Genomic DNA, 26,985 nt, shown 5'->3' on the forward strand with positions numbered 1-26,985 from the left:
TGTTATATCGCGTCAATAATGAGCACCCAATCGTTACCGTTTGATACTTTGCCCGGGGACTTAAATTTGATTGCTTTAGCTTTCGCGAAGGTTCCGATAGCCGTAGTTTGTCCATTACGCGGGTTATACCACGATGCTTTCAGTTTTGTACCTTCCAGTTTATCGGCATTGATATTGATCTCCCGGCCGGTATAAGTATAAATAAAAGCATAATTTTTACCGCGGGTAGCTATCAGCCTGTTATACTTTACACCGTTATTACCGGCGATCAACGATTGATCCGGCACACGATCAAGGTACGGGCGGGACAGCATTAACTTTTTCAGATAGATCATCTGCTTTGCTCCCGGATCATTTACCGAATTATACCAGTACCCTTTTGAGCCGTAAGCACTGCCTTTATCTGTTGGTTTGTGCATTTGCATCACATCATTATCGCCATACGTATACCCGCAGGCCCCGGCAAAAACCGACCAGTAGCCATAGCGCCTTACATCGGCGGCAGTCCAGCGGGGCAGTTTGATATCATGTAATCCATAAGGGATTTTTTCGTACGATGGCTCGGCATCAAGCGTTGGCTTTACGGGCGACAGGTTGTAATCCGTTTCAACATAACGCCAGTTATCTTCGCCGTATTTTAAATCTTTTTTGGAGGTATCCTGCGCATAAGTACGATGGCCGGATTGAAAGCAATTGAAGCTTAACCAATCTTCATTATGAAACCATTTCGATGATTGCGTACGGCCGCGCGGATGGTAAGTTATCAGATGTGTACCATCAACATCATGCAAAGTGTTACCAATAGCATTCCAGGTTTTTAATGAATCTGAACCGGCAATGTCGCCGCCATTCATCCAGATCACATTGGGGTGATCGCGGTATCTTTTGGCCAAAAATCCGGCATAAGCTTTTGCTTTATCAGCACCAATATGGCTTTCCTTAACTACCGATCCCCAAACGGGAACCAAGGCAACATATAATCCTTTTTCGGCAGCTTTGGTGATGATCCAGTCGATATGATCCCAATAATCATATTCGTTTCCCTTGCCAAAGGTATTGCCGGGAGTTGTTTTTGGCAATGTGATATTCTTATTGCTTAGGGCAGAATCGCCATAGGCATTGGTTTCTTTGATGCTATGCACCACCATTACCTGTATCACGTTAAAACCCTGTTTGGCACGGACATCAAGGTATTGCTCGGCCTCTTCTCTTTTCAGTTTAGAGAACAGCAGCCATCCTGTATCACCCAGCCAAAAAAATGGCTTATCACCAGCCATAAAATAGCGGTGGTTAGCGGATATGATTAAACGAGGCATTACATCGTTGCTTTTGAATGAAAAAAGCAATGAAGCAATGGCAATTAATATGGTAGATTTTTTAAGCATAATTATAAATTTATCAAGTTCCCCTCTTGAGAGGGGGCGCGTTGGGTTGAGCGTTGGCAGGGGTGTGTTTCTTCGGCGTTCATTATCGCTTTGTTAAACACACCCCTCCGCCCCTCTCAAGAGGGGAATCGCACTGGCCCTTTCTTCTTTAATCCCTCTATTTTTTCAAGCTCCCCTCTTGAGAGGGGGCGCGTTTGGCTGAGCGTTGGCAGGGGTGTGTTTCGTCCGCGTTCATTATCGCTTTGTTAAACACACCCCTCCACCCCTCTCAAGAAGGGAATCGCACTGGCCCTTTCTTCTTTAATCCCTCTATTTTTTCGAGCTCCCCTCTTGAGAGGGGGCGCGTTTGGCTGAGCGCTGGCAGGGGTGTGTTTCGTTCGCGTTTATTACCGCTTTGTTAAATACACCCCTCCGCCCCTCTCGAGAGGGGAATCGTGCAAGCCCTCCGCTTTTATTTTTTCCTAACCTTTCAATTCCTGCTCAGCCACAAAATTGCAGCCCCATTCCCCTGTCCTTTAATTTCTGTATTTGCAGCACCATTTATCGTTTCAGCACCGGGTAAAAGCTCGCCGGTTTTAGGGTCGATCCATTGCGCTTTGTAACTAACACCGGCCGATAAATCAAGGTGAATCCCACCGCCATTACTATAAACGATATACCCTTTTGATGAAGCTAACGCCCATTGATCTTTAGGCGAACCCGGCAGCTCGGCAGGTTTCATACCGCTCGCATCGGCTAAAAAAGCTTTATTGGTATTGGCAGGAAGGACCGGCAATGATCCGCCTGCAATAAATATCGCCCAGCCAAAATGATCATAACCATCAGCAGAATAAAGCACAGCTTTATCCGGGTATTTGGTACGGTACTCATGTACCGCACGATAAACCTGCTCAAATGATGAAGCCTTGGGTTTAAAGATGCGGGCTTGCTGGCGCGGGGCCAGGCTTTGGCCGCCAATGGGTTCATAGGCCGTTCCGTTGGCCTGGTAATACCAATAACGAATATCTATAACATTGATGACCGAAGCTGTTGCCGGATTGGACAGGATAGCATCCTGCACATCTTTTGTAGCGCTTAAAGCGATAATCTGTTTCTTTTTATGTGTGGTTTCCCATTGTTTAATGGTTTCTACCCAAAATTTCATGAAATGCAGCGGACCGGTAAATTCTGCTCCAATCTGTTGGATCACCCCGGTATTACCTGCAAAATTGTCCATGCATTTGTTGATATAGGCAATATGCAGCTTGCGCCTTGCCGGGTCGGTTTCGTCATAAAACTGCTCAGCCATAAACTGGCGTTTGTCGCCGGCATAAGGTACAGGCTCCGGGAAACCGGTGCCATTGATATTATTTGCCGTACGCCATGGAAAATCGGTATAGTGCGCCCCAGCCTCAATAATATTGTGCTGAAAATAATTTTGGTGAACCAATACCAAACCTTTCTCATCGGCCAAGTCGGCAAATTGTTTCAGGCGGTTCCAGTACCAGTTATTATATTTGGTCAGGTCGTATTTACTTAAGCCGTCGTAAGCCAGTTCTTTGCCGCTGCGGGCAAAAGGTAGCTCATAAAACGGGGCCCAAACATCGCCGTCCATCCGGCGGATGCGCTCATGGTCATCGCGGCGGCGATCATACCATAAGCCATAGTTGTGTTCAAATACCACGATATTATCTTTCCGCATCCAATCGGTTACCGCGTTAAGATCATCCGTTAACCCTGTGCCGGTTTGGCCGGGTACCCAACGGGAGATGGCGGGTTTAGCTTCCTTTTCAGTATAATCGGGATGAACAGTGCCGTTCCACCACGGGGTTTCAAAATGCTTGCCTGTTAAAACGATGTTACCACGGGTGAGCCAGCCGTTGGTAACACTCATTTTGGGTGCCAATGTAGCAACAGCCGGGCGTTTATATCCTATTTCATCAATAGTTTTGGCACCTGCCGATGAAATGCTGATAGAATTTCTTTTGGGCGATTGATCTATCCAATCCTTCATGGTAATAGCCGGTTTGCGGGCAGCGGCCATTAATTCGGCTGCTTGCTCAACCGTTGGACTGCTTGATGGTTCAGTAGCCGGATATAAGATATCGGCTTGTTTAGTTACATCCTTGTTAAGCCGGTTAGCTAGCTGTGCATAATAAAAACTTCTTGGGCTTATGGTGCTGTTTGATGTACTCCAGTAGCCATCACCTGCAAATTGCGCCCAGGTACCAAAAGCCCAGTTTTGAGCCGTTGGCGGCTGATAGCAATCCACACGAGCTGCGGTACAATTCCAGAACAGGCTGTTGGCGGCGCTCCATCCGGCGCCTTGTCCGTCCTGTCCCCGGTTCATATAACTTAAGGGCTGTCCATCGATGTTGGCGATATCAAACAGAACGCCTGAAGCCCAACTGTCGATGCCACCGCTAAAACCCAGCGAACCTACCGACATACATTGCACAAAGGCGTTTGGCCCCGGCGCGCAATACCCGGTAGCAAAATCATGAAAACCCTGCTCGGAATATAAACGCTGAAAAAGGTTTTGCCCGCCCATAGTCAGGAATGTGTTGCGGCGCTGCCCTCCTATTTCAGAAACGGGTGAAAGCGATTTACAATCTTCAACCGTAACGCGGTTTCCGGTAACACCAACAAATACTGCCGAACCTGCAAAATGCTCAAAGATTACCTGGCGTACCCAGGCATCGCTCACATTTCCCATCGTAATTGCCATCCAGCGGTGAGCTTCGTCTTTTGCGTTTGAAGCGTCGTAGGCCGACTGTAATTTTAAATTTTCGATACCAATCCGTGTAATTCGGCCGGGCCATTGATAAGAGGCTATCAAACCACCGCCGTATGCAGTATCCAATGCTGTTGTTAAAGGTGCGTCAAGGGTTATGGTATTGCCATCTATTGCTGTTACCTTGCGGTCCCAGTAAATATCCCGTTCGCCGGGTTTCCAGGCCAGGGCGGTTAAATCGCCACCAAAATGATCGGTTTTGATGGTACTGATCCAGGCCTGTGTGCTCGGGCGATGGATCAACACCATGTCGCCGGTTTTTAGGCCTGCGTCTTCAGCAATGTGCAGAGTGTTGGCATTTACCGGAACATAAGCATCGGTAATTTTAATTTCTTTGGATGTTTGCCGGTCGTTTTTGCCGGTAACATGGATAAAGGTTTCCCTATCCGTTCCGGCAGCGAATAGTATGGTACCGTTGGCGGCCATCCCGCTTCCCCGCAATACAACGCCGGATGCATTTATTTTAAGGCTGCCGTTAACCTGATATGTGCCTTTGTTGAGCAGCACCGTTCCGCGAAAACCATCTTTATCTGCAGGTAAACTAGCTACGTAATCTAAGGCAGCCTGGATCCTCAGCGTGGCATCGCCTGCTTTTACAGGCACTACAACTTTTACAGGCACCAAAGGGATTGGCTTTTCGGAGGCCATATATCCGCAATATGAAAAATCAGGAATGCGGTCGCCGTTGGGAGCAACCACATAATTTAGCTTGCCGTTTTTATCGGCAGCAACAGGCGGTTGGGGTTTAGGGGCTTTTTTCTTATCCTGCGCAAATAAGGGGGAATGCATAAGCATCCCCCCAGTCATTAAACCAACCCAAAAATAAATCCTTATAAACCTCAATCCCCGCATTATTAGCAGTTGTTAAAAATGTAATTTATTCATTACCGTTGGTTTTAACCAACGGTAACAGAAGCTGAAGAACCTGGGCTTTAGCCTAATTATGCAAGTGGCATTTGGGCTAAAGCCCTTTGTTTCCATTTTGTTATTCCGTTGGTTAAAACCAACGGCAATGATCTTACATAAATGGAACAAACGGTTTTAATCGCTTCTGATATGTCTTTATTTTAAAGTAGCAAGCTTCTTTTCGCCTTTAGCGGCTACTGTATTTAAATATACTTCGATATTGGTATAACCACCGCCATTTTTTGCAGGCAGGGCCGAATCTTTACCATCTTTAGGGTTTAGGCCATGAGCTGTTTCCCAACTATCGGGCAAACCGTCATTGTCCGAATCTTTGTAAGGCATGCCTTTATATTCAGGATAGCCACCAACCTGCCATGGGGCAGTGATGATACCCAGTTTGTACGAGTCCTTAGGTAATTTACGCACTTTAAACTGGTAAGCAGTATCGGTGTTCATTTCTTTGTAAGTGATCTTACCGGTACGTACCTGCTCGGTAATCCGCACATCAACCGGATCGCGTTTTGGAAGCGTTGCTCCCGCATTTGCTATAACAAATTTAAAGGCGTCTTTTGCCGATAGGATAGTCATCGGAGGCATAGGGAACGGAACATCCGATTTCATGTAATCCTTGTACTGACCGGCGTCAGGCAATTCTTTGCCACCAGGGCCTTCAACCTGGATGCCACCGTTCCACGCATCTTTGGTAACTTCGGGATAACCTTCCATAATGTTACCTGATGCATAAACGCGACCGAATACTTTTTCTTTCAGCTTGCTCCTGCCCGATTCCGGTTTTAGGATACGGTGACCAACCGGCTCATCTTTAGGTGTAACCGGACCAGGTTTAAAGTAGTTATTGATCACGTTGTAATTGGTGGTATAATCGCCGCCGTCCATTGAACGGTGATGCCAGTTAAATACCACATTGTTTACAAAGTTGTATACGCCATTCCAGCCAACAGATGGGTTACGGCCAGTATTATCGGCCCAAAGGTTACGCATCAATGAGCTGTTTTCGCCGCCTGTCGTTGAGCCGAAAGCGTGGTTCCAGTAATCCAATGATTCTGAATAAATACAATTCTGGATAGTGATATTTACGGTACCCAGCTTCTCTTCTTTCGAGCCATCGCCCGGATCAAACATGTGGCGGTACATGGAAAAGTTTTCGTCCAGGCCCCAGCTTGCAGATACGTGATCGGCAATGATGTTGCCCACCGGGTTGCCACCCAAAGCATCATCACGGCGGCCAACATTGGTTTCGCCGCGGCGGAAACGCATATAACGGATCACAACATCATGTGTATTCACCCAAAATGATTCGCCTGCAATACAAACGCCATCACCCGGAGCAGTTTGGCCTTCAATAGTAATATACGGAGCCCTCACGATAATCGGTGTTTTGATGCGGATAATGCCCGCAACATTAAATACCACAATACGCGCGCCGCCTTTTTCGCAGGCCTCGCGCAAAGTGCCGGGACCGCTATCTGCTAAACTGGTAACTACATATACCTTACCACCGCGGCCCCCAAAAGTAAATTTGCCACCGCCCTCGGCACCCGGGAATGCCGGGATCTTGGCCTGCGGCAAATCTGTTGGGCGTGCGGCCCATGGTACGTATACTTTGCCACGGCGCTGATCGGCCTGGATAATGGGCAGGGCAACCGCCCATGCTGAATCTGAACGACGGGTAGCCTCTTTCATCAAAGCCTCACTCTCTGCTTTAACCTTTTCTGGTATTTCCGGGTATTGGGCAAAAGCCGGTTTAGCTAAACCCAATGCCGCTGCTACTAAAAATAAAGCTGTGTGTTTTTTCATATCTGTATTCGTAATCTTCTTTTGTTAAATGGTTAGCAGGCACCCATCGTTCAATTAATTTATTATTGAAGCGGATCAAACGGCCCACCCCAGGTGTTATTTTGCTGTAAATTGATATTATTTAACAATGCCGCCGAAGGGATCCCGAAAAAGTAATCGCCCGCCTGAACCGCTATGTTATAAGAATCCATAGTTTTAGTTTTAACGGTGAAAGATGTGCTGTACAGGGCATCCAATGATGCAGCTGCTAAAGCATCTCTTGTACCGGTAAGATAATCTTTACCGCTTGCGTTGTTATTAAGGGTAACTGTAAGCCCCGTTCTCTTTTTACCGTTCAATGTGCTTTCGAGCAGTTTACGGCGACGAAGGTCCCAATAGCGTTTACCTTCAAAGGCAAACTCAATTTTACGTTCATTCATGATAGCGTTGATCATCTGATCAGGGCTCATACCTGCGTCTAAACCGTACAGGTTATCAGCACCAGCTTCAATACCCGCACGTTTCCTGATGGCGGCAATATTGGTATAACCGGTAGTTACGTTACCTAACGCGGCGGCACATTCGGCCTGGTTCAATAAAACTTCGGCATAACGGATCTCCATCCAATCTGTACCAACATATGGTGTATTTGCCACACTGACGTTAGGGTCAATAGCTTTGCGCAGGTAGAAACCTGAGCCTGTTGCTGATGCCGGTTCAGTGGTTTTAACACCGGAACCATCCGCTTTATTGTAATAAAAGTAAGTCCACAGACGATAAGAGCTATTGCCGTTTATAGGCCAGTTACAACCGTTGTAGGCAATAGTTTTGTTAAACCTTGGATCGCGGTTATCAAAAAACTTTGCATCATCATATGTATACTTTAAGGAGGTACCTGGTGCTTTTCCGTCAAGCATCGGGTATGATTTTACAATATCCCATGTAGGTTGATTGGAACCGCCTTTAGTACCTAAATAGGCCGGACGAGTCGCGTTATCATAGGTATTGTTATTCTGGTTTTGATCGGTTGATGATGTGTTAAAACCTGTTATCAAAATTGCTTCCGGATTGCTGCTGTTTTCGGTAAACCACATATTGTCATACGAAGGGTTTAAACCGTAGTTATTAGCGGACAATATCTGCATTGCCTTATCATTGGCATCAGCAGCTGTTTGCCAGCGGGCCGCATCATTGCTGGGGTTAAACTGAGGACTTGCATACGTTAGCAACACCCTTCCTTTAAACGCAGCAGCAGCAGCCGATGAAATACGACCGTAATCGCTGCCACTCCATTTGGCGGGCAGATATTTTATACAGCTGTCCAGATCGCTCACAATTTGTTTAAAACATTCTGAGGTTTTGTTACGAGGCAAAAGCGCCGCGTTTTTGGCGTCCTGACCAATAGCATCAAGCGGTTTTAATACCAATGGAACACCTCCATATAACCTTACCAGGTCAAAATACCTGAAAGCCCTCCAAAAATAAGCCTGTGCTTTATACCTGTTTTTGGTAGAGGCAGGCAAGGTGCTGGCGTCGAGGTCCTGCAGGGTTTGGTTAATGTTACGGATCCGGCCGTAGTTATTGCTGATATTCACCGAGGTACCGATGTCACCAACAGTTTCGATGGTAACCGTGCCTTTTACGTATGCGTTATCGCTGTAAAATTCGTCGCATTTGTCGCCCCCGCTGCCAATAGCGCCGCCGGTATCGCCAAACCAGCCAGGCTGGTTTGCTGTATACAGGTAATTGATGTTTAAAATAGCCACCGTTGAGTCATTAAAAATCTGACCGGGGGTGCTGTGTGTAAGATCTTCCTTATCAAGCACTTTTTTACAGTTTGTAAACAGGGCTGATACGATCAAAGCTGCAAATATGGTTTTAAATAATTTCATGTCTTTCAAAGTTTAGAAGCCTAAGTTTAAACCAAAAGATACTGTGCGTAAGTTGGGATATGCCCCAAATGGTGATGAAATATCACGATAATGTTCGGGGAACGGGTTTACAAAGTTGATTGGGTTTGTAGCTACCACATACGCCCTTATGCTTGACATTCCAAGCCTTTTTGTGATGGAAGCGGGCAGGGTATAGCTTAAGTTAGCACTGGAGATATTCCAGGTGAAGGGGCTAACAAACCAAAAATCACTTGTAGCACTCACATCGTCCGAGTAATAAGGGTCGGGATATTTGGCATTTGGATTAGATGGGGTCCAGTGATCGGCCCAGAATACAGGCCTGTTCTGGTTGGCAGTAGCTTGTTTAATGGCCGCGCTCTCAATTGATTGGTTACCACCCCAGCTCATTCCCATAACCACATTTAAGCTTAATGTTTTATATGCACCGCCAAAGTTCAGACCAAGATTGTAGTGGTTTGATGATTTCTTACCTAAATAAAACTGGTCGTTGAGATCGTTTTGTTTGATAATACCGTCGCCGTTTTTGTCAACGTAATTGATCATACCAGGTGAAGGTACGTAACCAAAAATCTTAACGTTTTGCGCGCCACCGGCTGCTGCGGCCCTTTCTGCAATGATCGCGTCGGCATCGGCTTGTGTACGGATAATACCGAGTGATTTGTATCCCAGTGTTCCCTGATCGCTTGATTTACCGGTCAAATCCTGAATGGTACCCACCTGTGCTGCAGCGATATCATATTTAATGTATTTATTATCGCTCCAGGAAAAGAACGGGCTAAAATTATAGCTAAAATTAGAACCGATTTTGTCTTTCCAGCTTACAGAGATCTCGTATCCGAAAGTATTGACAATACCATAATTTTCGGCAGATGGCGCTGCGCCTATAGTTACAGGAACTGAAGTGTTCAGCGATGCAAGCATATCATAGCGGTGCTCCCAGAAATAATCGGCCGAAACTGATAAGCGGTTACCCAGGAAAGCGGCATCTAAACCGTAGTTTGTTTTCAGGTCATGGTCCCAGGTTAAATTAGCGTTCGGGATAGCGATATTTAGCAGTGCGCCGAGGCCCCTGTCGCTATTGCCGCCGAAAACAGCACCGCCTTTGTTGCCGGTACCAAACTGGTAGTTAACCGCGTATAAGAATGAAGGTGTATTATCAGAACCCAACAAACCTACCGAACCTCTGAATTTCAAAAGATCAACAAAGCTTACTGATTTAAAGAAGTTTTCTTTTGAAACCACCCAGCCTGCTGAAGCCGAAGGGAAATATCCCCACTGGTGGCCCGGTGCAAAGTTGGTATTGGCATCCGCCCTCATGGCCAATTCAACCAGGTATTTATCGGCGTAGGCATAATTTACCCTACCTGCCACAGCTTTACGGCCATATTCTTTTACCAATGTAGCCTGGTTTGACGATTGATCGCCGATGGTGAACGTTTGGTTATCTTTTCCGCCTACAATTACACCGTCGGCTTCGGCAGCTACACCTTCACTATATGACTCATATTGCTCATACAAAGCCAGTGCAGTAATTTCATGCGCCCCAAAACGTTTATGGTAAGTAAGGTTGGCGTTGAACTGGTAATTATCTGCCATTGTAGGGGTAAGGCGCACCCTATCGCCATTTTTAATAGCTTTTACGCCTACCACAGTTCCTCCCGGAATATGGTTATTGTCGCCTTCGCCCGAATATTGGTTGTAATAAAACGTTGAGCCATATTGCTTGTTAAAGGCATTATTAAGATTACGGTTGTAGCTAACATTGGCAGTTAAGCCGCTAATACCCGGAATTTCGTAACTCAAATTGGCTAAACCATTAAATACAGTGTTATTGTTACCTGTGTAGTTGTTAGAATTTTGAACAGCAAAAAAGTTAAGGTTATCGTTATTGCTAGTTCCTAAATATACAGGATGCCCGTCGATAAAATATTTTTGCCATGGTGGTGCCTGGTTAAGCGACAGAAAGTCGTTATCCGGGCTTTCGCTGGTACTTGATAGTTTATACCAGTAAATTTTGCTTTTGGCAAGATCTTCGCTCAATGACAATGACAGTTTTAAACCTTTCGCCACTTTTGCGTCGACACTGGCCCTGAAGCCAAAGCGGTTAGTGTTTACGCCTTTAAAGTTGGAGTTTTGGTTTACATAATTTGCGCCTGCGAAATAAGTAACCTTATCGTTGCCACCGGTTATGCTCAACGCGTTCCTGCTGGTTACTGCCGGTTTAAATGCCTGCTCCAGGAAATTTTGGTTATTATTTTTAAAGTACTCAAGCTCATCCGGCGTATAATATTTTAAGTCTTTATTGCTTAAATCGCCGTTGATATAACCTTCGGGTGTTATGGTGTGGTTATACCTGGTTTGCTCAATATCATTCAAATAAGTAGCCATCTGAAAGCCCGACATCATTTTAGGAAGCTGAATTGCATCGGCAATACCTACTGATGAACTGAAGCTTACCTTTGGCCCGCCGGCCTGGCCGCGTTTGGTTGTTACAACGATAACGCCATTCGCGCCTAAAATACCGTATATGGCAGCGGCAGCATCTTTCAATATCGAAATGTTCTCCACCTCACTTTGATCAAGCAAGTTGAAATCTGCTTCACTACGTTGTACACCATCAATAATGTACAATGGTGTTGTACTTCCACCATTCTTTGCCAGAAAGACTGGGTTACGGATAGTGATGGTTCCGCTTTGGCCCGGTCTTGCAATACCACCGGTAACACTTACCGCGGCATTGGTACCGCGAAGTGCGGCGGCAAGGTTAGTGGTAGGGATATCCTGGATGGTTTTCATATCCACCGCGGCAACAGCACCTGTTAAGTGGACCTTCTTTTGAGTACCGTAACCTACTACCACAACCTCATCGAGGGCATTTTGTGATGGTACCATTTTAAAGTCGGCATTCATTTCGCCAATCTTCAGTGTTTTTTCCTGGTAGTTGTATCCAAGAAATTTAGCCCCAACCACAATGGCCTGTAGGTTAGTAGCCTTAATTGAATATTTACCATCGGCATTGGTGATAGTACCTGTTGTACTGCCCTTTACCTGGATGGCAACCCCTGGCAGGGGAGCACCTTTTTCGTCCGTAACCGTACCTGTTATATTACGGTCCTGGGCTTTTAGCGCGCTGCCTAAGCACAGCAACACCGAAAGTAAGAGGAAAAGTTTTCTCATAAACTTGATAATTTAATTTTCATGATCAGGTTAATTAATTAGTATAATTGGTTTGCCCGGCTAAAGCTTATTTCATGATACCGGGATATTTAGGTTAGTTCAAAAATTATTGTTTTGCTGCCTGCCGCTCTTTGATCCGTTTTTGCCACTCTTCACCCTCCTTTTTCATATCGTAGCCCTGTGCGGATAGGTAATTATTAATGCGGCCCTTAAACTTCCCAAACCAGGCATGTTTTTTCTCTGCCGATTCGGCATCTATGGCATTCTCCCTCGCTTCCAGCAGCCATCCTTTAATTTTGTCTTTTTGCTCCCCGGTAAGGGTAGGTATTTCATCCTGGTAAGCGGTATAAGTGATGGGATAAATGCGGTAGGTCATGCCGTCTTTTATTTTATCAACCTCATCAGCGCTTAATTCCTTATTCAGCTTATTGATATATAAGGTATGTAAAACCTTAACCTGCTTAGCCACATTACTATCTACAAGGGCGATTTTGGCATTGGCACCTGCTTTATCATCGGGCATCTGGGTTTTAATATCATTTACTTTTGCTTTACGCGCATCATAAATGGTGTTCAAATCACTGTACTGGGCAACTACAATATCACGCACTTTCTTAAATTTTACCGAGTCGGTGATGCCTGCTCCTGTAACAATTTTGTTTGAACGTTCGGTTATAACTTTTATGTAGTTGTTATCCACTGGTGCCTGCGCGAAAGCCTCACTGACTGCAACTGATAATAACAATATCACTATGTATTTAAAGTGCTTCATGGTTGTTTCAATTGGTTAAATTCTTTACAGTTTTTATAAAGCCCTTAAAAAAAGTATATAGTACCCTGCCGTTTTTTACGCAATTAATTGTTCATATCACAATTAATTAACTGTTAAAATCTTGTCAGTTCTAAAAGCCTGATAAAAAGTATAATTAATTTTATTGGTTTATATTTCCTGGTATCCTGCAGCCTGATTTACAAGTTGCTTTAACAAATATCAATGGTTAGCCTTTGCCTTTCCTATTTGTATTTATCTATTTATTATACAATCTTATCATAACCCGCTTTTCGTATTAACGTAATTTTTTGTCAAAAGAAAATTACATTGGTGCAAATTGGGTTTGATTAAAAATTACTACTTTTAAAATATAAACCAGCGCGACGCATACTTAATTGTCCGCTCACCTGCTAATCTTTATTGATTTTTACAAAATGAAGCCCCATTTTCTCAAGGTTGCGGTTAAACCGCAAAATTCATTCAGTATCAGGCATGATATTTTGCCCACCTTCCGGGGTATCTGGCACTACCATCCCGAGCTTGAATTACACTACGTAATAAAGGGCGAAGGGGTTAGGTTTATTGGTGATAATATCAGCAATTTTTCGCCAGGCGAAATCACATTGCTGGGAGAGGCCCTACCACACTGCTGGCGCTGCAAGGACGAATATTTTTTGCCCGAATCCGGATTGAATGTTGAGGTGATCGTGATCCACTTTTTGCCCGACTGCCTTGGTCGTTATTTGTTAAACTTACCTGAAGCGTTCATGTTGCCCAAGCTTTTTGAAAAGGCCAAAAGTGGTATGGTAATTAAGGGTGAAGCAAGAACCGAGCTGGCCAAACTGATGCGGCAGGCGGCTGAAGCTACCAACCTCGACAGGATCATTATCCTGCTATCGATACTTAAAGTGCTGGCCGAAAACGAGGACTTTGAACCGATAACGCTATCGCACAGTGACTTTCATCAATCCAACGAATCGGATACTATCCGCCTCAATAAAGTATGCTCCTATACATTGGCCAACTATAAACAGGAGATCAGCCTGGAAAAAATAGCAGCCATCGGCAACCTCAGTGTCACCTCCTTTTGCCGGTATTTTAAACTGATGACCAAGAAAACGTATTTTGATTTTTTAACCGAGATCAGGATCAGTCATGCCTGCCGTTTTTTGATTGAGGACAAATTACCCACCGAGGTTTTGTGCTTTGAATGCGGTTACAACAACATCTCTAATTTTTACCGACACTTTAAACGGGTTACCGGCATGACCCCGCTTGAGTATAAACGCCGTTATATTAAAGGACAAAAGCAGGCAATTTCTGCTTAGTTTGGTTAAGTATTAAGTCGTTAGCCAAAAGTTCCAACAGGCTGTTTTAAAATGTAGAGACGCATCACATGCGTCTCACGCATGCAAATCCAGGGTTTAATGAATTACAAAACGGCTTGTCCTATGGAAGACGTATGTGATGCGTCTCTACGTAAAAACTTCACAACAGAATTAAACAGGACTTTCGACTTAAGACTAATAGATACCGATCTCACTTTGAAGTGTAGTGTAGTTAGCGTAAAGATCTTCTATTTTATTGCGGATGGCCGGCGAGAAATAACCAACATCGCGCCGGGTGGTGGTTGTAATTTTAAGCCCACGTTTAGTAAGATAATATTTAGCAATAACAGGGTAAACATTGTGCATCACATCCATATTTTCGGTTAGAAATTCCTGTACCATGGCAACCTCATGCTGGCACGATGCATCGGCATAATGATTGCATAACCAAACAATAAGCTCAGGGAAGAAATTCCCCTGAATACATGACAATCCCGCCGAACCTGCTTTAAGCGATTCAACCGCGTGAACCATGTAAGCGTCATACAGCCCAAACGCCGGATTAACTTTGCTTGCCTCCAATTTCTGTTTTACCACGTCAATTTTAAGGCAGGTATCTTTATGATATATTACCCTGCCTGTTGCTGCAAAATGATGAAGCTGTTCTGCCGATAATAACCTTTTGTATGGCGCCGGGCATTCGTAAAAGCCTAAAGGGATATTTTCAGTATGATTGAACAGTTCAAAAACACGGTCATTAAGTACAGCATCCGGTTCATCGGCATCAGCCAGCAAACTGGTAATGGCAATCACCGCCGAAGTACCTGTATCATATACCTTTTTTATAAAATCGGCTTGTTTTTCAATTGGCCCGCCAAAGGTACCGGTGGCCACGACAGGAACAGCGCCGTCAACAGTTTCAACCACGTGTTTGATAATTGCTAACCGCTCCTCACCACTCAATTCAAACATTTCGCTCGACAGGCAATTGGCAAACACACCAGCCGCACCCGCGCGCAGGTACATTTCGGTTAAGCGGGTCAGCGCTGCATAATCAATAGCACCGTTATCTTTAAAAGGCGTTAACATTACCGGGATAAAACCCTTTTTTGATTGTTCCATTTGATGATTATTAAACTGTTAACTGCCTTGTTTTGGTTAAAAATATTCCCGTTAAAAATATAGCGAGGGTACCCGCAACAATGATCATGTTGGTATTGAGCGTACTGCGAAGAACGGCGTATTGCTCGGGAATGAGTGACGGAAAAGTAAGCCAAAGGATCACCAAAACACCTATGATACTGGCAATGATGGCCTCATGGTTACGGGTTTGCCTGCTGATAATGCCCAGCAAAAACAAACCGAGCATACCTGCTGCAAAAATCCCCGAAAGCTGCCACCATAAATCAAGAATGCTTTTTACCCCTATCATGGCTATCCCGGCGGCCATACCCGCAAACCCAAAAAGCACAGTACCGATATGCAATGCATTCAATGTATTTTTATCATTAAGTTGTGGTTTAAAATATCTTTTGTAGATATCGATGGTAAAAACCGTGGCCGATGAGTTCATACCCGAACTGATGGTGCTCATGGCAGCTGATAAAATAGCAGCTACAATAATACCAACCAATCCTGCCGGGATTTTGGTAACCATAAAATGCGGCATGATCTTATCACCGTAATCGGCAGGGGTTAATTTGTTCATAAATACCGAAACATCTGTTGCCGAAGCCGTTGCAGGCAGGCGCTCAATAGCTACCTGGTGCTTAAGGCTTAAGATCAGATCGGGATGCTGCCTACAGTAAGCGTATAAGCACGAGCCTATTACAAAAAACAGGAAAGAAGCGGGCACATAAATACCAACACAAAGCCAAACTGATTTGGCAGCCTGCTTAGTAGATGTAGCCGCATGATAACGCTGGATATAATTTTGATCCATCCCAAAATTATTTAGATTGATGAAGAAACCGTAGAACAGGATCACCCAAAAAGTTGGTTCGGTAAGGTTCAATGAAAAACTGCCCAGGCTGAATTTGTGATCAGCTTTACCAATTTCTACGATCTTATCAAAGCCGCCGGGGATACTATTTACCACAAGATAAATGATCAGTAAAGCTCCTAATGTTTTGATGATTGCCTGTACTACCTCTGTCCAGATCACGGCTTTAATGCCGCCGGATACGGTGTACAGAATAATAGAGATCCCCATTATGATCATGATCGTCTTCATAGACAAGCCGGTTAGTGCCTGAAGGCTCAATGCAATACCGAAAAACACAGAACCCATACGGGCTATCTGCGTAAGCAAAAAACAAATAACCGCATAAACCCTTGCCCAGGGGCCAAAGCGTTTTTCGAAATGGGTATATGCCGAAATGTTGCCGGTATTACGATAAAATGGTATAAAATATTTAACCGCTATCCACGCCGCAAAAGGCATAGATAAGCTGAATACAAAAGCGTTCCAATTGCCCCCGTAGGCCTTGCCAGGCACGCCCAAAAATGTATTACTGCTTAAAAAAGTGGCATATATAGATAAACCGATAGCCCAGCCCGGTATTAAACCAGATGCAACGGTGAACTGTTCAGCATTTTTATTTTTACGCGAAAAATAAAAACCCACCAGCACCATAGCTATAAGGTAAATACCTATAATGGTAAAATCTAACACGGGCAACACTTTCATGCGTTAATCGGGTAGTACAGTAAATGTTAGTATTATGGTTTAAAATTGTATAACAAATGTAACGTACCACAATTATTCTTTACTGTAATATTTTCGCTTGCTATTATAGGATATTATCACCCATGAAAATAAAAGCGCCGCTACTCAGCTGGATTTAAAAACTCCCCTCTCGAGAGGGGGCGCGGAGGAACGAGTGGTGGCAGGGGTGTGTTTCTGCCATAGGCTTACCAAAGCAGAAACACACCCCTCCGCCCCTCTCAAGAGGGGAATCGCACAATCCCGAGCTTTTTTCGTAAGTCAACAGCAATAAAAATTCTTAGCCTTTAAAACTATTTAACGCTTGCCCTCTATGATTAAGCGAGCCGGTTGCAACCCATCTGCCGTAGCAGTAACAGTAATTTCACCCGCAACAGACTTAGATTGAACAATAGCCAATCCCAAACCATTAAACAAATGATGCTGATCGGATACAAACGGATCCAGATCTGTTTGCGAACCGTTATCCACACCTTTCAATATACCTTGTCCGGTTACTTTGAACTTCACCAATTGATTGGCATCAGGCACAGGAACATTATTCTTATCCAGAACAGATACGGTGATATATGACAGGTCTTTACCATCGGCATTAATCTTATCCCGATCTGCCTTTAGCTGTATTTTATAAGGCTCGCCTGCTGTAACCACCTGCGTAGTCATGACTACTTTGCCATTACGGCGCGATACAGCCTTTAACACTCCTGGTTCGTATTTAACACGCCACATCACATGCAGGTCATCGCCGGTTTTCTTTCTCACCCCTATCGACCGGCCGTTTAAAAACGCTTCTACCTCATCGGCATTGTTGTAATAGGCCCAAACATCAATCATTTGTCCGGGTTTCCAGTTCCAGTGCGGCAACAAGTGTAAAACAGGCTTATTTGTCCACTCGCTTTGGTACATATAATATACATCTTTAGGAAAACCGGCCAAATCAACAATACCGAAAAATGAGCTGCGGGCAGGCCATAGGTATGGGGTTGGTTCGCCAATGTAATCAAAGCCTGTCCACACAAAAAGGCCGGAAAGGAAATCATGCTTTTTGATGATCTTCCAGGTTTCCTCATGCGTTGAGCCCCAGTAGGCCGAAACATTATCGTAAGATGATACCGTAAAATCGGCATTGCCATCCTTCAATGGTGTTTTACCATCCTTTGGCCAGCGCCTGATACTATCCGATGGCATATCATAATGCCCTCTTGTTGCCAGGGCCGACATATTTTCGGTGCCGATAAACTTCTGACCGGGATAGTTTTTCTGAAAATCGGCATATACTTCCTGGTGATAATTTAAACCAACCAGGTCAAGCGCACCCGACTGGTAAATAAAGTTCTTTTTAGGATCAGCATCGCTCAAAGCCGATGTAACCGGCCTGGTGTTATCCAGTTGCTTTACAATTTTTACCAGCTCGCGACCAATACTTACACCTGTACTATCAAACTGTTCCCTTATTTCGTTACCAATACTCCATGCAAAAACAGATGGATGGTTACGATCGCGTAAAACCTGGTCTTGCAGGTCTTTCACATGCCATTTATCCCAATCTTCGTGGTAATCATGCTTGCTTTTTTTCTTCTTCCACATATCAAAAGCCTCGTCCATCACCAGGAAACCCATTTTATCACATAGGTCGAGTAATTCGGGCGCGGGAGGATTATGAGATGTACGGATAGCATTGCAACCCATATCCTTTAAGATCTGCAATTGCCGCTCAATAGCGCGGGTATTAACAGCCGTACCCAAAGCCCCCTGATCGTGGTGCAGGCATACGCCAAGAATCTTCATCGACTCACCATTTAGGCTAAATCCTTTATCTGCATCAAAGTTGAAATAACGTATACCTGTGGTAGTTGTGTAATCATCGATAACCTTATCAGCAGCAAACAACTGCAGTTTTACTTTATACAGATAGGGATGATTTATCGACCATAATTGAGGATTGTTTACCTGAACGTTTTGTTGAATTACAGTGTCCTTTACGGTAGTAGTGACAGATCCAACAATCTTGCCATTATCATCCAAAACAGAAGCTTTGAGCTTAAACTTTGAGTTAACGAAAACCGGTAAAACTGTGCGAATATGGATTTCTGTTTTTTGCCGATCGACCTGCGGCGTAGTTATAAATGAAGACCATTGCGGCAGATGCGTTTTATTAACGGTTGTTAGCCACACATTACGGTAAATACCTGAACCGGTATACCAGCGAGAATTAGGCTGATCGCTGTTATCAGCCCTCACGGCTATCACATTTTCCTGTGTACCGAATTTAAGGTAAGGCGTTAAATCATACCTGAACGAAATATAGCCGTTAGGCCGTTTACCTAAATAATGGCCATTTATCCAAACCTCGCTATTATGAAAAACACCATCAAAATCAATCAAAATAGTTTTTGTTTTTGACGATGCAGAGATCAGGAAACTTTTGCGATACCAACCAATGCCGGCTGGCAATCCACCTTCGGCCTGTGTAGTAGGATTTTTACTGTCGAATTTACCTTCGATGCTCCAATCATGCGGAAGATCGAGTTTCTGCCAGCGGCGATCGTCATACTTTATGGCGTTTGCTGCGGCATCATCGCCCAGAAAAAACTTCCAGCCGGCGTTAAAACTCTCGGTTTTGCGCACCTTTTGGGCAGATACAAAACCAGCCGCGAAAAACACTAAACACAGTGTATATAGACAACGCAGCCTCATTATTTGGATTTGCTTTTTTTAACAGGCGGCGCAACAAAGTTGAGCTCGCTTTTACCCAGATCTTTCGACACAGCTACCGCTATACCGCGCTGATCGGCTTTGTTTACAGCGCAATAAAAATGATAAACCAAGCCTTTATGCTTCACCACACACGATTTATGGGCAAACATATTATCATAAGGTTCAGACGATTGAATGAGTTTCTCCCCTGTCCAATCTGTCCAGTGTACCAGGTCGTATGAGCAGGCAAAGCGATTAAACACGCCTGAGTCGCCGGTTTTCCAGAAAGCACCAAAATAGAACATTACATATACGTTGCCTATCTGTTGAATATATGGATCACCTGTTATCCCGTCGCCGTGATTCAATACCGGGTCTTTACCAAAACGCCTCCAGTGTAGCATATCATCCGATACGGCCATGCCAATTCGCTCGGCACCACGCTTTTTGTTTACGCTATCGCCATTCGCATTATAGTACATAATGAAAGGGTGACCGGTAAGCTTCTTTTTATCCCAGATTACGGTTTGCTTATATTGGGTATGGTTATCCCACCAGCTTACATCTTTATCAATACTTGACAATACCGGATGAACTAATCCCTGCCACTCGTGAACCGTACCCGGATCTTTATCGGTAGAAGCCACACTTACGGATAGCAAACCTTTCTCATAGCCTTTGCTTTGCCCGCCGAAGTACGATAACCAATATTTGCCATTATACTGCTGCAATTTGTACGAACCTCCCCATTTATAATCCTGCAAACCTACATAACCAGCTTTTTGATTATTGTCCCATTTGGTAGTATCATCCGAAAATGACAGGATGCGGCCACGGGTTTTCCAGTGCAGCAGGTCCTTACTATCAGCCAGCCAGGTTTCATAACCGCGTCCATTGAAAATGATGTAGCTCATATACCAGCCGTCACCCTGGCGAAAAACCGTAGGGCAATCAGCTTTCTGACTGTTGTCTTCGGGCGCTATCACCAGGCCATATTTGTAAGGCGTTTTAACCTGCTCGTAAATATCTTTCATCACCTTTTCGGGTACCTCCTGGGCATGTACCTTCAGTATTAAAAAAGTACAAACGAAGAATGCAGATGATTTGAAAATGTGTTTCATAGTTTGTTTAGTATTTATTTGGCGATGAATGTATAGTTGCCTGAACCTGCCTCGATTTCAGCCTTCCCATTGTGATAACCGATAAATTTGATATCGTGACGAGTTTTAATATTTTGCCCATCGACCATAATAGCTGCATTATTTTTCACGGGCAGAAAGATACTCGCGGTAGTATTTGCCGGGATGTTCACCTCCAGTTTAAACTGCCCCTGCCCCTTCGCCCAACTGCTTGAAATATTGCCATAAGGCGATTTATAATTAGCCTTAGCCCAGGTTACATTACCCACAGTTTCGGGCCTGATCTCGATTTTATTAAATGCGATGGCATCATCTGCCGGACGGATCCCGGCCAGGCCGCTGTAAAACCACTCCATCAGGTGCCCCAACATAAAATGGTTGTTGGATACCGAAGGCAATGCCGCCCACGATTCGGTTAAGGCAGTGGCACCGTGAGCCAGTTGATAACCATAGCCCGGCACATCGGCACGACTGTTCATATCATAGATCACATCCGAAAGGCCTTCATCATCCAAAACCCGTAACAGGTAGCGATAACCGATGTCCCCTGCGGTAAGGGCATTCCCTCTGCCGCGGATATCTTTTACGATATTATTCACTACAGCTGCTTTATATTGTGGCTCAACCAAACCGGCATAAACCGACATAGCGTTGGCCGCCTGACTGCCTGTGCCGTATTGTTTAGTGTCAGTATTAAAAAACGTTTTGTTATAGGCCTGTTTTACTTCATCAGCCAGTTTCTTGTAAGATGCGGCATCATCGTTTTTGCCAAGCAGCGTAGCTATTTTTCCGGCTATATCAAGGTCATAATAATACAGCGAAGTTGCCGTAATTCCTTGTGGTGTTAACTGCGAAACGCCGGGAGGATTTGGACCAAGATCATACCAATCGCCCAACCCCTGATACAGCAAATGATTTTTTGATTTTTTATCGAGATAGGCCAGGTAACGCTTGATCATATCATAGTTTTGAGCAAGCACTTCCTTATCACCATACCACTGGTATACATACCACGTCAAAATCACCGCGTTGCTCCCCCACTCGGGCGAGTCGCGGAAGGGCTCATCAAACTTTACATATTCGGGTGAGATCTCGGGGATCAATCCATCCTCTGTTTGGGAAATGCGCATATCATTAATACACTTGCGTGCCAGGCCCACGATATCATAATTGTAATGCAGGGAACTGCCGACTAAATGCGCTTCTTCCAGCCAGCCCAGTTTTTCGCGGTGAGGACAATCGGTAAATACGCTTGCCATGTTGCTTTTCATGGCCCAGTCAATCAGTTTAAACGTTTTGTTAAACAGCTCATTTGAACAAGCGAAACTGCCCACGGTTTCTGCTGAGTTGCGCGTGTGCAATCCTTTAATATCAACAATCACGGGGCGCTTCGATACATTGGTTTCTCCTTGGGGAACAGCACCCTGCACCTGCAAATACTTGAAACCGTAATAAGTAAACAGGGGATGCCAGGTTTCAATACCATCGCCCTTCAACACATAATCATAATAATGCGGACTGCCCGAGGCTTTTTGATTGGCGCTGCCATCCTCATTTACCAGTTCAGCGGGGACAATGCGCACAGTATCCCCTTTTTTACCCAGAAGACTGATCTGCGGAATCCCTGAAAAGTTTTGACCCAAATCATAGATCCATGCGCCATTAGCCAGTTGCTTTTTACCTTGCGGTTTCAACTCCTGTATAATTTTCAAAGGCTCCGCCATTTGCACGCTCAGCTCAGGTATGCCATTTACCTTAACCACATTGCGCCATTTAGAATCATCAAAATTGTTGGTATCCCAGCCCGGTTGTTCCAAATTGGCATTATAATCCTCACCTCCATAAATACTGCTGAATGTAACCGGCGAGGGTGCGGTTTTCCATGAACCATCGCTCACCACATTGTCTATCTTTCCATTGTCATACTCCAATATTAAACGACAGATCATTTTAGGATAGCCAAAAGCACCGGTAAGCTTGCGGTAACGCCTATCCCGCGGGATGTAATAAAATCCATTGCCCAGCATTACGCCTATGGTATTTTTTCCGGCGATAAGCTGCTTAGTTACATCAAAAGGCACATATAGTGCCTGCTTATCATATTTTGTCCACCCGGGATCAAGGAAATGATCGTCCACTTTCTTACCGTTCAGGTTCAGCTCAAAATGACCTAACCCGCACAAATAAAGCGTGGCTTTTTTCAATTTGGCCTCAACATTAAAAGCCTTGCGCATTAAAGGCAAAATATCATTGGCCGCCCCCAGTTTTTTTGGTCCTTTACCATGATAAAAGGGTACAATAGCCGAAGAATCGGGTAATCTGTCATAAGCAATCCAGTCGGCACCGTTCCAGTCTCTTTTTGTAAGCAAGCCCATTTGCCAGCTGGCGGTATTGCTCCATGCCGACGCTTTACCATGGTTGTCCCAAACCATTACCTTCCAGTAATAAGTTTTGGCTGCCTGCATAGGTTTACCAATGCACGAAACCTGTAGCGACGCGTTTGAAAGTACCTTGCCCGAATCCCAGATATCAGCATTGTTGCTTGCCAGTTTAGCCACGTCACCGGCAACCAAAACCCGGTAAGCGGTTTGCAGGGTGCTGTGGGCATCACTTTCTATTTGCCAGCTCAGCTTTGGCTTAAGCGATTCGACACCCAACGGATTGTTTTTGTACTCGCATTGCAGGTTTAACACCTTCAGGCTTTGCGCAAAAAGGCCGAAGGGCAGTAACAAAAACAACAGGCAAATCTTTTTTTTCATGTTAATATTTTATTGCATTTCGATGCCCGAAACAACCAAACCATCAGCCTTAATACCCGTGATTACCAGCTTATAGTTTCCCGCGTTGATACTTGTGCCTGTATTGGTTGCAACCGTGCCCGATTTATTTTTGGCAACCGGTTTAAAACTCAGTTCTTCCTCCTTCATCACCGTACCATCAGCGGCCAGTAATCGCATTTTTGCCGTAAAAGTTTGATTGCTCTGGTTATAATATTTGATGCGCAAGGCATATAGATCGGCAACACCCGGTGTTAACGCGAATGCCACACTGCCGCCCGCCCCGTTGCTAAATTTAATTACTTTTTTTCCGTTCAGGGTGTCGGCTTTTAAGCCCTCGCCTTTTAATTCAGCCGTCTCTGCTTTGTAGCTTACGGTTTTACGAAGATCAGTAGCCGGTTGCAACGAAGTAACAGGCAGCACCACCACGGTGTACATGAACCTGCCTTTACTTTCGCCTAACTTAACTACATCAGCTTTTTTGAAACGTTTCCTGTAAACGGGTAACTGATGCCCTCCATCGGCATCCGTTTTTACAAATAAGCCGGTGTTTTCATAATTGACAATCCAGGATGGTCTTTGCAAGTCGGGTACATCCATGGCAACATAAACATCGGCATCAGCATTTAAAGTAAACGAACAGGTTTGAGCCTGATTTGAATTAGCTGTACTTATCCAATCCGCACCATAAAATATTGGAGGCAGATCATTAAAAGTTACCCCGGCATCAGTATATTGTTTTCGGCCGATATCCATCCAGCTTTTTATTATCCATTTATTATTGCCCTGTAATTGGCCGATTATTCCATTACCTGCCTGTTGTGGTTTTACTGTTTTATTTAAAGTACTGATGGCTATAGCTGATATAATTGCTTCACCGGCCGCTGCGTTCGGAAAAGATATAGTTAGCATCCCGCCCGTAACATGGGCAACGATATTTTTCTTAAGCGCTTTAGCATATCCTGCTTCTTTCCAGATATCCAGATTGCGGATCATGGTTTTGCCATTCAGAGCTACATCAAACAAACGCCAGCCTGAACAATCCATCCCGCCGCCTGTGCCATACCAGGGCTCGGTAAAATATAGATCGATACGATAATCACCATCAGGTACCGGGAAATTAAATTTTAGTTTATCTAAACCATACCGAAAAGTCTGGAACAAAGCCCCATCGGCCGTGTTGCTGATCCTGTCGAAAGTGCGTTGCTGACTGGCAAAGAACTGAGGCATTCCGGGGTAATTGTCCGTCCATGATGTGGAGCCGGGTTCCTGTTTATTATCCTGATGCCTGTCGGCCATCCAGGTGTTGCCGTAGGTATCGGTGTAATCCGGTCCGCCGCAATTGAGACGGTACAAATTGTTGTAACCAGCTTCGGGTTTCAGGATAGCGGGATTCTCTTTTGGCAAATGAGGTGCTTGTGGCACATGGTTTAACATGATCTCATCATGCGTTACCGGCTTGCCATTAACATATCCTACGGCGTACAGCACATTGTATTTGATATCTGCGCCATGCCATTGAAAATGCGTGCCGATACCCTGTCGTTTTCGTATGCCTAAGGACTCATGGTTGAGATCATTAAAAAGCTCAACCTCGTCGCAGTTTGAATAAACAATGATACTATCCTTTTTCCCCGGAGTAAGCCAGCGGCTTGGCCAGGTGTGTGATACGATATAAACCATCGGCTCCTTATCCTTTGGTACATAATTGGCCCTGTACATGTAAAACGCATCGGTTGGCTGCCCCCAAGGTGTAAACAAACCTTTATAGTTAACAGGGCCAACCCTATCCAGTTCCCGCTGCCCTTCGCCGCCTTGTGTGCGACCAGGGTTTTCATGCGAATAGAGCAGCCACTGAAAATGCCCCGCAACCTGATCTTTTACAGACCCGGCCAGGCGGACTTTAGTTTCCATCAATTGGGTCATGCGGTCTTCACTTAGCTGACCGTTGGCATTGAAAGGCCCCTCGGTATGTAAACCAAGGCTTCGCCATGCGCCGTACTCACCTACCAGTATTTGTTTTTTCAGGTCCTCGCCATACGTAAGCGGGTTACCGCCGTAAGTTCCCGTCCAGTTTTGGGGCACATCCCAATCGGTACCTTCACCGCCATTGCAGGTTGTTATTTTGCGTTGCGAGGAAGCCGTAGGATCAAGCTTACGGATGATATCGCTGCATTCGCGGGCAAAATCAGCCAGTAACTTGCTTTCGTTCTGTAATCCCCATAATATCACCGAAGGACTGTTGCGCCGTTCCTTTACCCAATCAACCAGCAAAGCTTTGTAATTGGCCCTGAACTCCGGCGAATCATACCAGATATGTGCCGAATATTGCGGCCACCATAAAATGCCCAGCTTATCCCAATACTGCTGATAGGCGAGGTTATGAGGCTGATGAGCATCCCGAAAAGCATTAAAACCAGCTGCTTTTACCTGCATTACCCTGGCTTTGATCTCCTCGGCTTCAAAAGCCTGACTTTTGCCCATCAGGTGTTCATATTCAGCAATGCCATTGATAAAAACAGGTTTGCCATTGAGATAAAAACGATTGTCGTTATTATTTCTGCCAATGGGCCAGCTGATCCAACGGATCCCATACGGTGTTTGCGTTCTGTCGATCGGTTTTCCATCGGCCCAAATTTCCGTTACTACATGATACAGGTAAGGTTTCTCTAATGTCCATAGCTGCACGTTTTTAACATCGGAAAATTGTTGACTTACCGTATTAACCTCACCGGCTTTTAATATTTTTTTTACTTTTGCTTGCGCGATAGTTTTGCCAGCGGCATCAACCATGCTGTTTGTCACGGTTATTGCAAACGGCTTAGCGCTGTAGTTTTTAACTTCAGTTTCGAGATAAAGCGTAGCCGATTTTTCACGAACAGTCGTATCATTCCAGATATGTACACCAAAAGGCTCGATCCTGACGGCATTAGTGACCATCAAATGCACCGGTCTGAAAATACCCATCGGCTGCGAGCCTTCCGAAAAGCCCGGATCATCCGAGCAGGCCCCGCAAACCCATGGCAGATCTTTGATGAATGAAGGATGATCGGCGCTGACACATAGGAGGTTTTGTTTGCCTGCTTTAATGACGTCTGTTACATCAATAGTGAAAGACGTGCGTCCGCCGGCGTGGTAACCTACCTGCTTGCCGTTGAGCCAGACTGTAGCGTATGAGCCAACACCTTCAAACCAAAGGAAATAACGTTTATTGTTTTGCTTACTTTCAAGCGGGAATATTTTGCGATACCACGCAGTGCCATGCCGGTTGCCATGTTTCAGGCGGCGATAGCCGCCGTAGGTGTCCCAGTTATGAGGTACGTTTACTGTTTCCCATTTGGCATCATTAAAGCCGGCTTGCTCAAAACCGGCGTTTGCCTTTGGGTTGTTATCATCGGCAATACTTTTCCAGTTGGTATTTAATGAGATATCACTACGCTGTGCAAAAAGGCGATAATTGGAAAAAAAGAGCAAAAACAGCAGCGAGGCGATCAGTTTAAAAAAACGTAAACACTCCTCTCTGCTCCTCTCAAGAGTAATAGTCAATGAATTGACAATTCCCTCCCTTGGGAGGGGCGCGTTAGGATTGCGTGTTG

At 44.9% G+C, this 26,985-nt stretch carries 13 protein-coding genes; 1 reads left to right on the forward strand and 12 read right to left on the reverse strand.

The genetic code is table 11. The annotated features are described in order from the left end of the window. Positions 1-2: 2 nt before the first annotated feature. From ACP26M_RS15345 to ACP26M_RS15370, 6 genes are all read right to left on the reverse strand, one after another. On the reverse strand, positions 3-1,385 hold the full coding sequence (locus tag ACP26M_RS15345) for a glycoside hydrolase family 140 protein (RefSeq protein ID WP_426581166.1): 1,383 nt from the start codon (positions 1,383-1,385) through the stop codon (positions 3-5). Positions 1,386-1,854: 469 nt separating this feature from the next. Beyond that, on the reverse strand, positions 1,855-4,953 hold the full coding sequence (locus ACP26M_RS15350) for a DUF6298 domain-containing protein (RefSeq protein ID WP_426581167.1): 3,099 nt from the start codon (positions 4,951-4,953) through the stop codon (positions 1,855-1,857). Positions 4,954-5,220: 267 nt separating this feature from the next. Further along, a complete protein-coding gene (locus tag ACP26M_RS15355; RefSeq protein ID WP_426581169.1) occupies positions 5,221-6,882 on the reverse strand; it encodes a polysaccharide lyase in 1,662 nt (553 codons plus the stop codon). Positions 6,883-6,944: 62 nt separating this feature from the next. Then, positions 6,945-8,753, reverse strand: a complete 1,809-nt coding sequence (locus ACP26M_RS15360) for a RagB/SusD family nutrient uptake outer membrane protein (protein ID WP_426581171.1) — start codon at positions 8,751-8,753, stop codon at positions 6,945-6,947. Positions 8,754-8,765: 12 nt separating this feature from the next. Continuing rightward, positions 8,766-11,951 (reverse strand): SusC/RagA family TonB-linked outer membrane protein, encoded by a 3,186-nt coding sequence (locus ACP26M_RS15365; protein ID WP_091172327.1) that lies wholly within the window; start codon positions 11,949-11,951, stop codon positions 8,766-8,768. Positions 11,952-12,057: 106 nt separating this feature from the next. Continuing rightward, positions 12,058-12,723: a DUF3826 domain-containing protein gene (locus ACP26M_RS15370; protein WP_091172329.1), complete on the reverse strand. Its 666-nt coding sequence runs from the start codon at positions 12,721-12,723 to the stop codon at positions 12,058-12,060. Positions 12,724-13,157: 434 nt separating this feature from the next. On the opposite strand from ACP26M_RS15370, the gene ACP26M_RS15375 reads away from it, so the two are divergent. Further along, the gene (locus tag ACP26M_RS15375) at positions 13,158-14,051 is read left to right on the forward strand and encodes an AraC family transcriptional regulator (RefSeq protein ID WP_090531643.1); all 894 of its coding nucleotides are present in this window, start codon (positions 13,158-13,160) and stop codon (positions 14,049-14,051) included. A 195-nt stretch (positions 14,052-14,246) separates the two neighbouring features. On the opposite strand, the gene ACP26M_RS15380 is transcribed toward ACP26M_RS15375, so the two are convergent. From ACP26M_RS15380 to ACP26M_RS15405, 6 genes are all read right to left on the reverse strand, one after another. Next, on the reverse strand, positions 14,247-15,173 hold the full coding sequence (locus tag ACP26M_RS15380; RefSeq protein WP_426581175.1) for a dihydrodipicolinate synthase family protein: 927 nt from the start codon (positions 15,171-15,173) through the stop codon (positions 14,247-14,249). A 10-nt stretch (positions 15,174-15,183) separates the two neighbouring features. Next, positions 15,184-16,740 (reverse strand): sodium:solute symporter, encoded by a 1,557-nt coding sequence (locus ACP26M_RS15385; RefSeq protein ID WP_426581177.1) that lies wholly within the window; start codon positions 16,738-16,740, stop codon positions 15,184-15,186. Between the two features lie 333 nt (positions 16,741-17,073). Next, entirely contained in the window at positions 17,074-19,473 is a 2,400-nt protein-coding gene (galB, locus tag ACP26M_RS15390; protein ID WP_426581179.1) for a beta-galactosidase GalB, read from the reverse strand. Beyond that, positions 19,473-20,594: a glycosylase gene (locus ACP26M_RS15395; RefSeq protein ID WP_426581181.1), complete on the reverse strand. Its 1,122-nt coding sequence runs from the start codon at positions 20,592-20,594 to the stop codon at positions 19,473-19,475. Before ACP26M_RS15395 ends, galB begins: the two co-directional genes overlap by 1 nt. A 14-nt stretch (positions 20,595-20,608) precedes the next feature. Further along, positions 20,609-23,371: a family 78 glycoside hydrolase catalytic domain gene (locus ACP26M_RS15400; protein WP_426581183.1), complete on the reverse strand. Its 2,763-nt coding sequence runs from the start codon at positions 23,369-23,371 to the stop codon at positions 20,609-20,611. 9 nt (positions 23,372-23,380) lie between these two features. Further along, a complete protein-coding gene (locus ACP26M_RS15405; protein ID WP_426581185.1) occupies positions 23,381-26,935 on the reverse strand; it encodes a malectin domain-containing carbohydrate-binding protein in 3,555 nt (1,184 codons plus the stop codon). Positions 26,936-26,985: the final 50 nt, after the last annotated feature.

Source organism: Mucilaginibacter sp. R-33 (genome assembly GCF_049949235.1).
GTDB lineage: Bacteria > Bacteroidota > Bacteroidia > Sphingobacteriales > Sphingobacteriaceae > Mucilaginibacter.

What these genes read in the sequence shown, in the direction of transcription:
- ACP26M_RS15345 (WP_426581166.1), bottom strand. Translation starts at nt 1,385, where the DNA reads ATGCTTAAAAAATCTACCATATTAATTGCCATTGCTTCATTGCTTTTT.
- ACP26M_RS15350 (WP_426581167.1), bottom strand. Translation starts at nt 4,953, where the DNA reads ATGCTTATGCATTCCCCCTTATTTGCGCAGGATAAGAAAAAAGCCCCT.
- ACP26M_RS15355 (WP_426581169.1), bottom strand. Translation starts at nt 6,882, where the DNA reads ATGAAAAAACACACAGCTTTATTTTTAGTAGCAGCGGCATTGGGTTTA.
- ACP26M_RS15360 (WP_426581171.1), bottom strand. Translation starts at nt 8,753, where the DNA reads ATGAAATTATTTAAAACCATATTTGCAGCTTTGATCGTATCAGCCCTG.
- ACP26M_RS15365 (WP_091172327.1), bottom strand. Translation starts at nt 11,951, where the DNA reads ATGAGAAAACTTTTCCTCTTACTTTCGGTGTTGCTGTGCTTAGGCAGC.
- ACP26M_RS15370 (WP_091172329.1), bottom strand. Translation starts at nt 12,723, where the DNA reads ATGAAGCACTTTAAATACATAGTGATATTGTTATTATCAGTTGCAGTC.
- ACP26M_RS15375 (WP_090531643.1), top strand. Translation starts at nt 13,158, where the DNA reads ATGAAGCCCCATTTTCTCAAGGTTGCGGTTAAACCGCAAAATTCATTC.
- ACP26M_RS15380 (WP_426581175.1), bottom strand. Translation starts at nt 15,173, where the DNA reads ATGGAACAATCAAAAAAGGGTTTTATCCCGGTAATGTTAACGCCTTTT.
- ACP26M_RS15385 (WP_426581177.1), bottom strand. Translation starts at nt 16,740, where the DNA reads ATGAAAGTGTTGCCCGTGTTAGATTTTACCATTATAGGTATTTACCTT.
- galB (WP_426581179.1), bottom strand. Translation starts at nt 19,473, where the DNA reads ATGAGGCTGCGTTGTCTATATACACTGTGTTTAGTGTTTTTCGCGGCT.
- ACP26M_RS15395 (WP_426581181.1), bottom strand. Translation starts at nt 20,594, where the DNA reads ATGAAACACATTTTCAAATCATCTGCATTCTTCGTTTGTACTTTTTTA.
- ACP26M_RS15400 (WP_426581183.1), bottom strand. Translation starts at nt 23,371, where the DNA reads ATGAAAAAAAAGATTTGCCTGTTGTTTTTGTTACTGCCCTTCGGCCTT.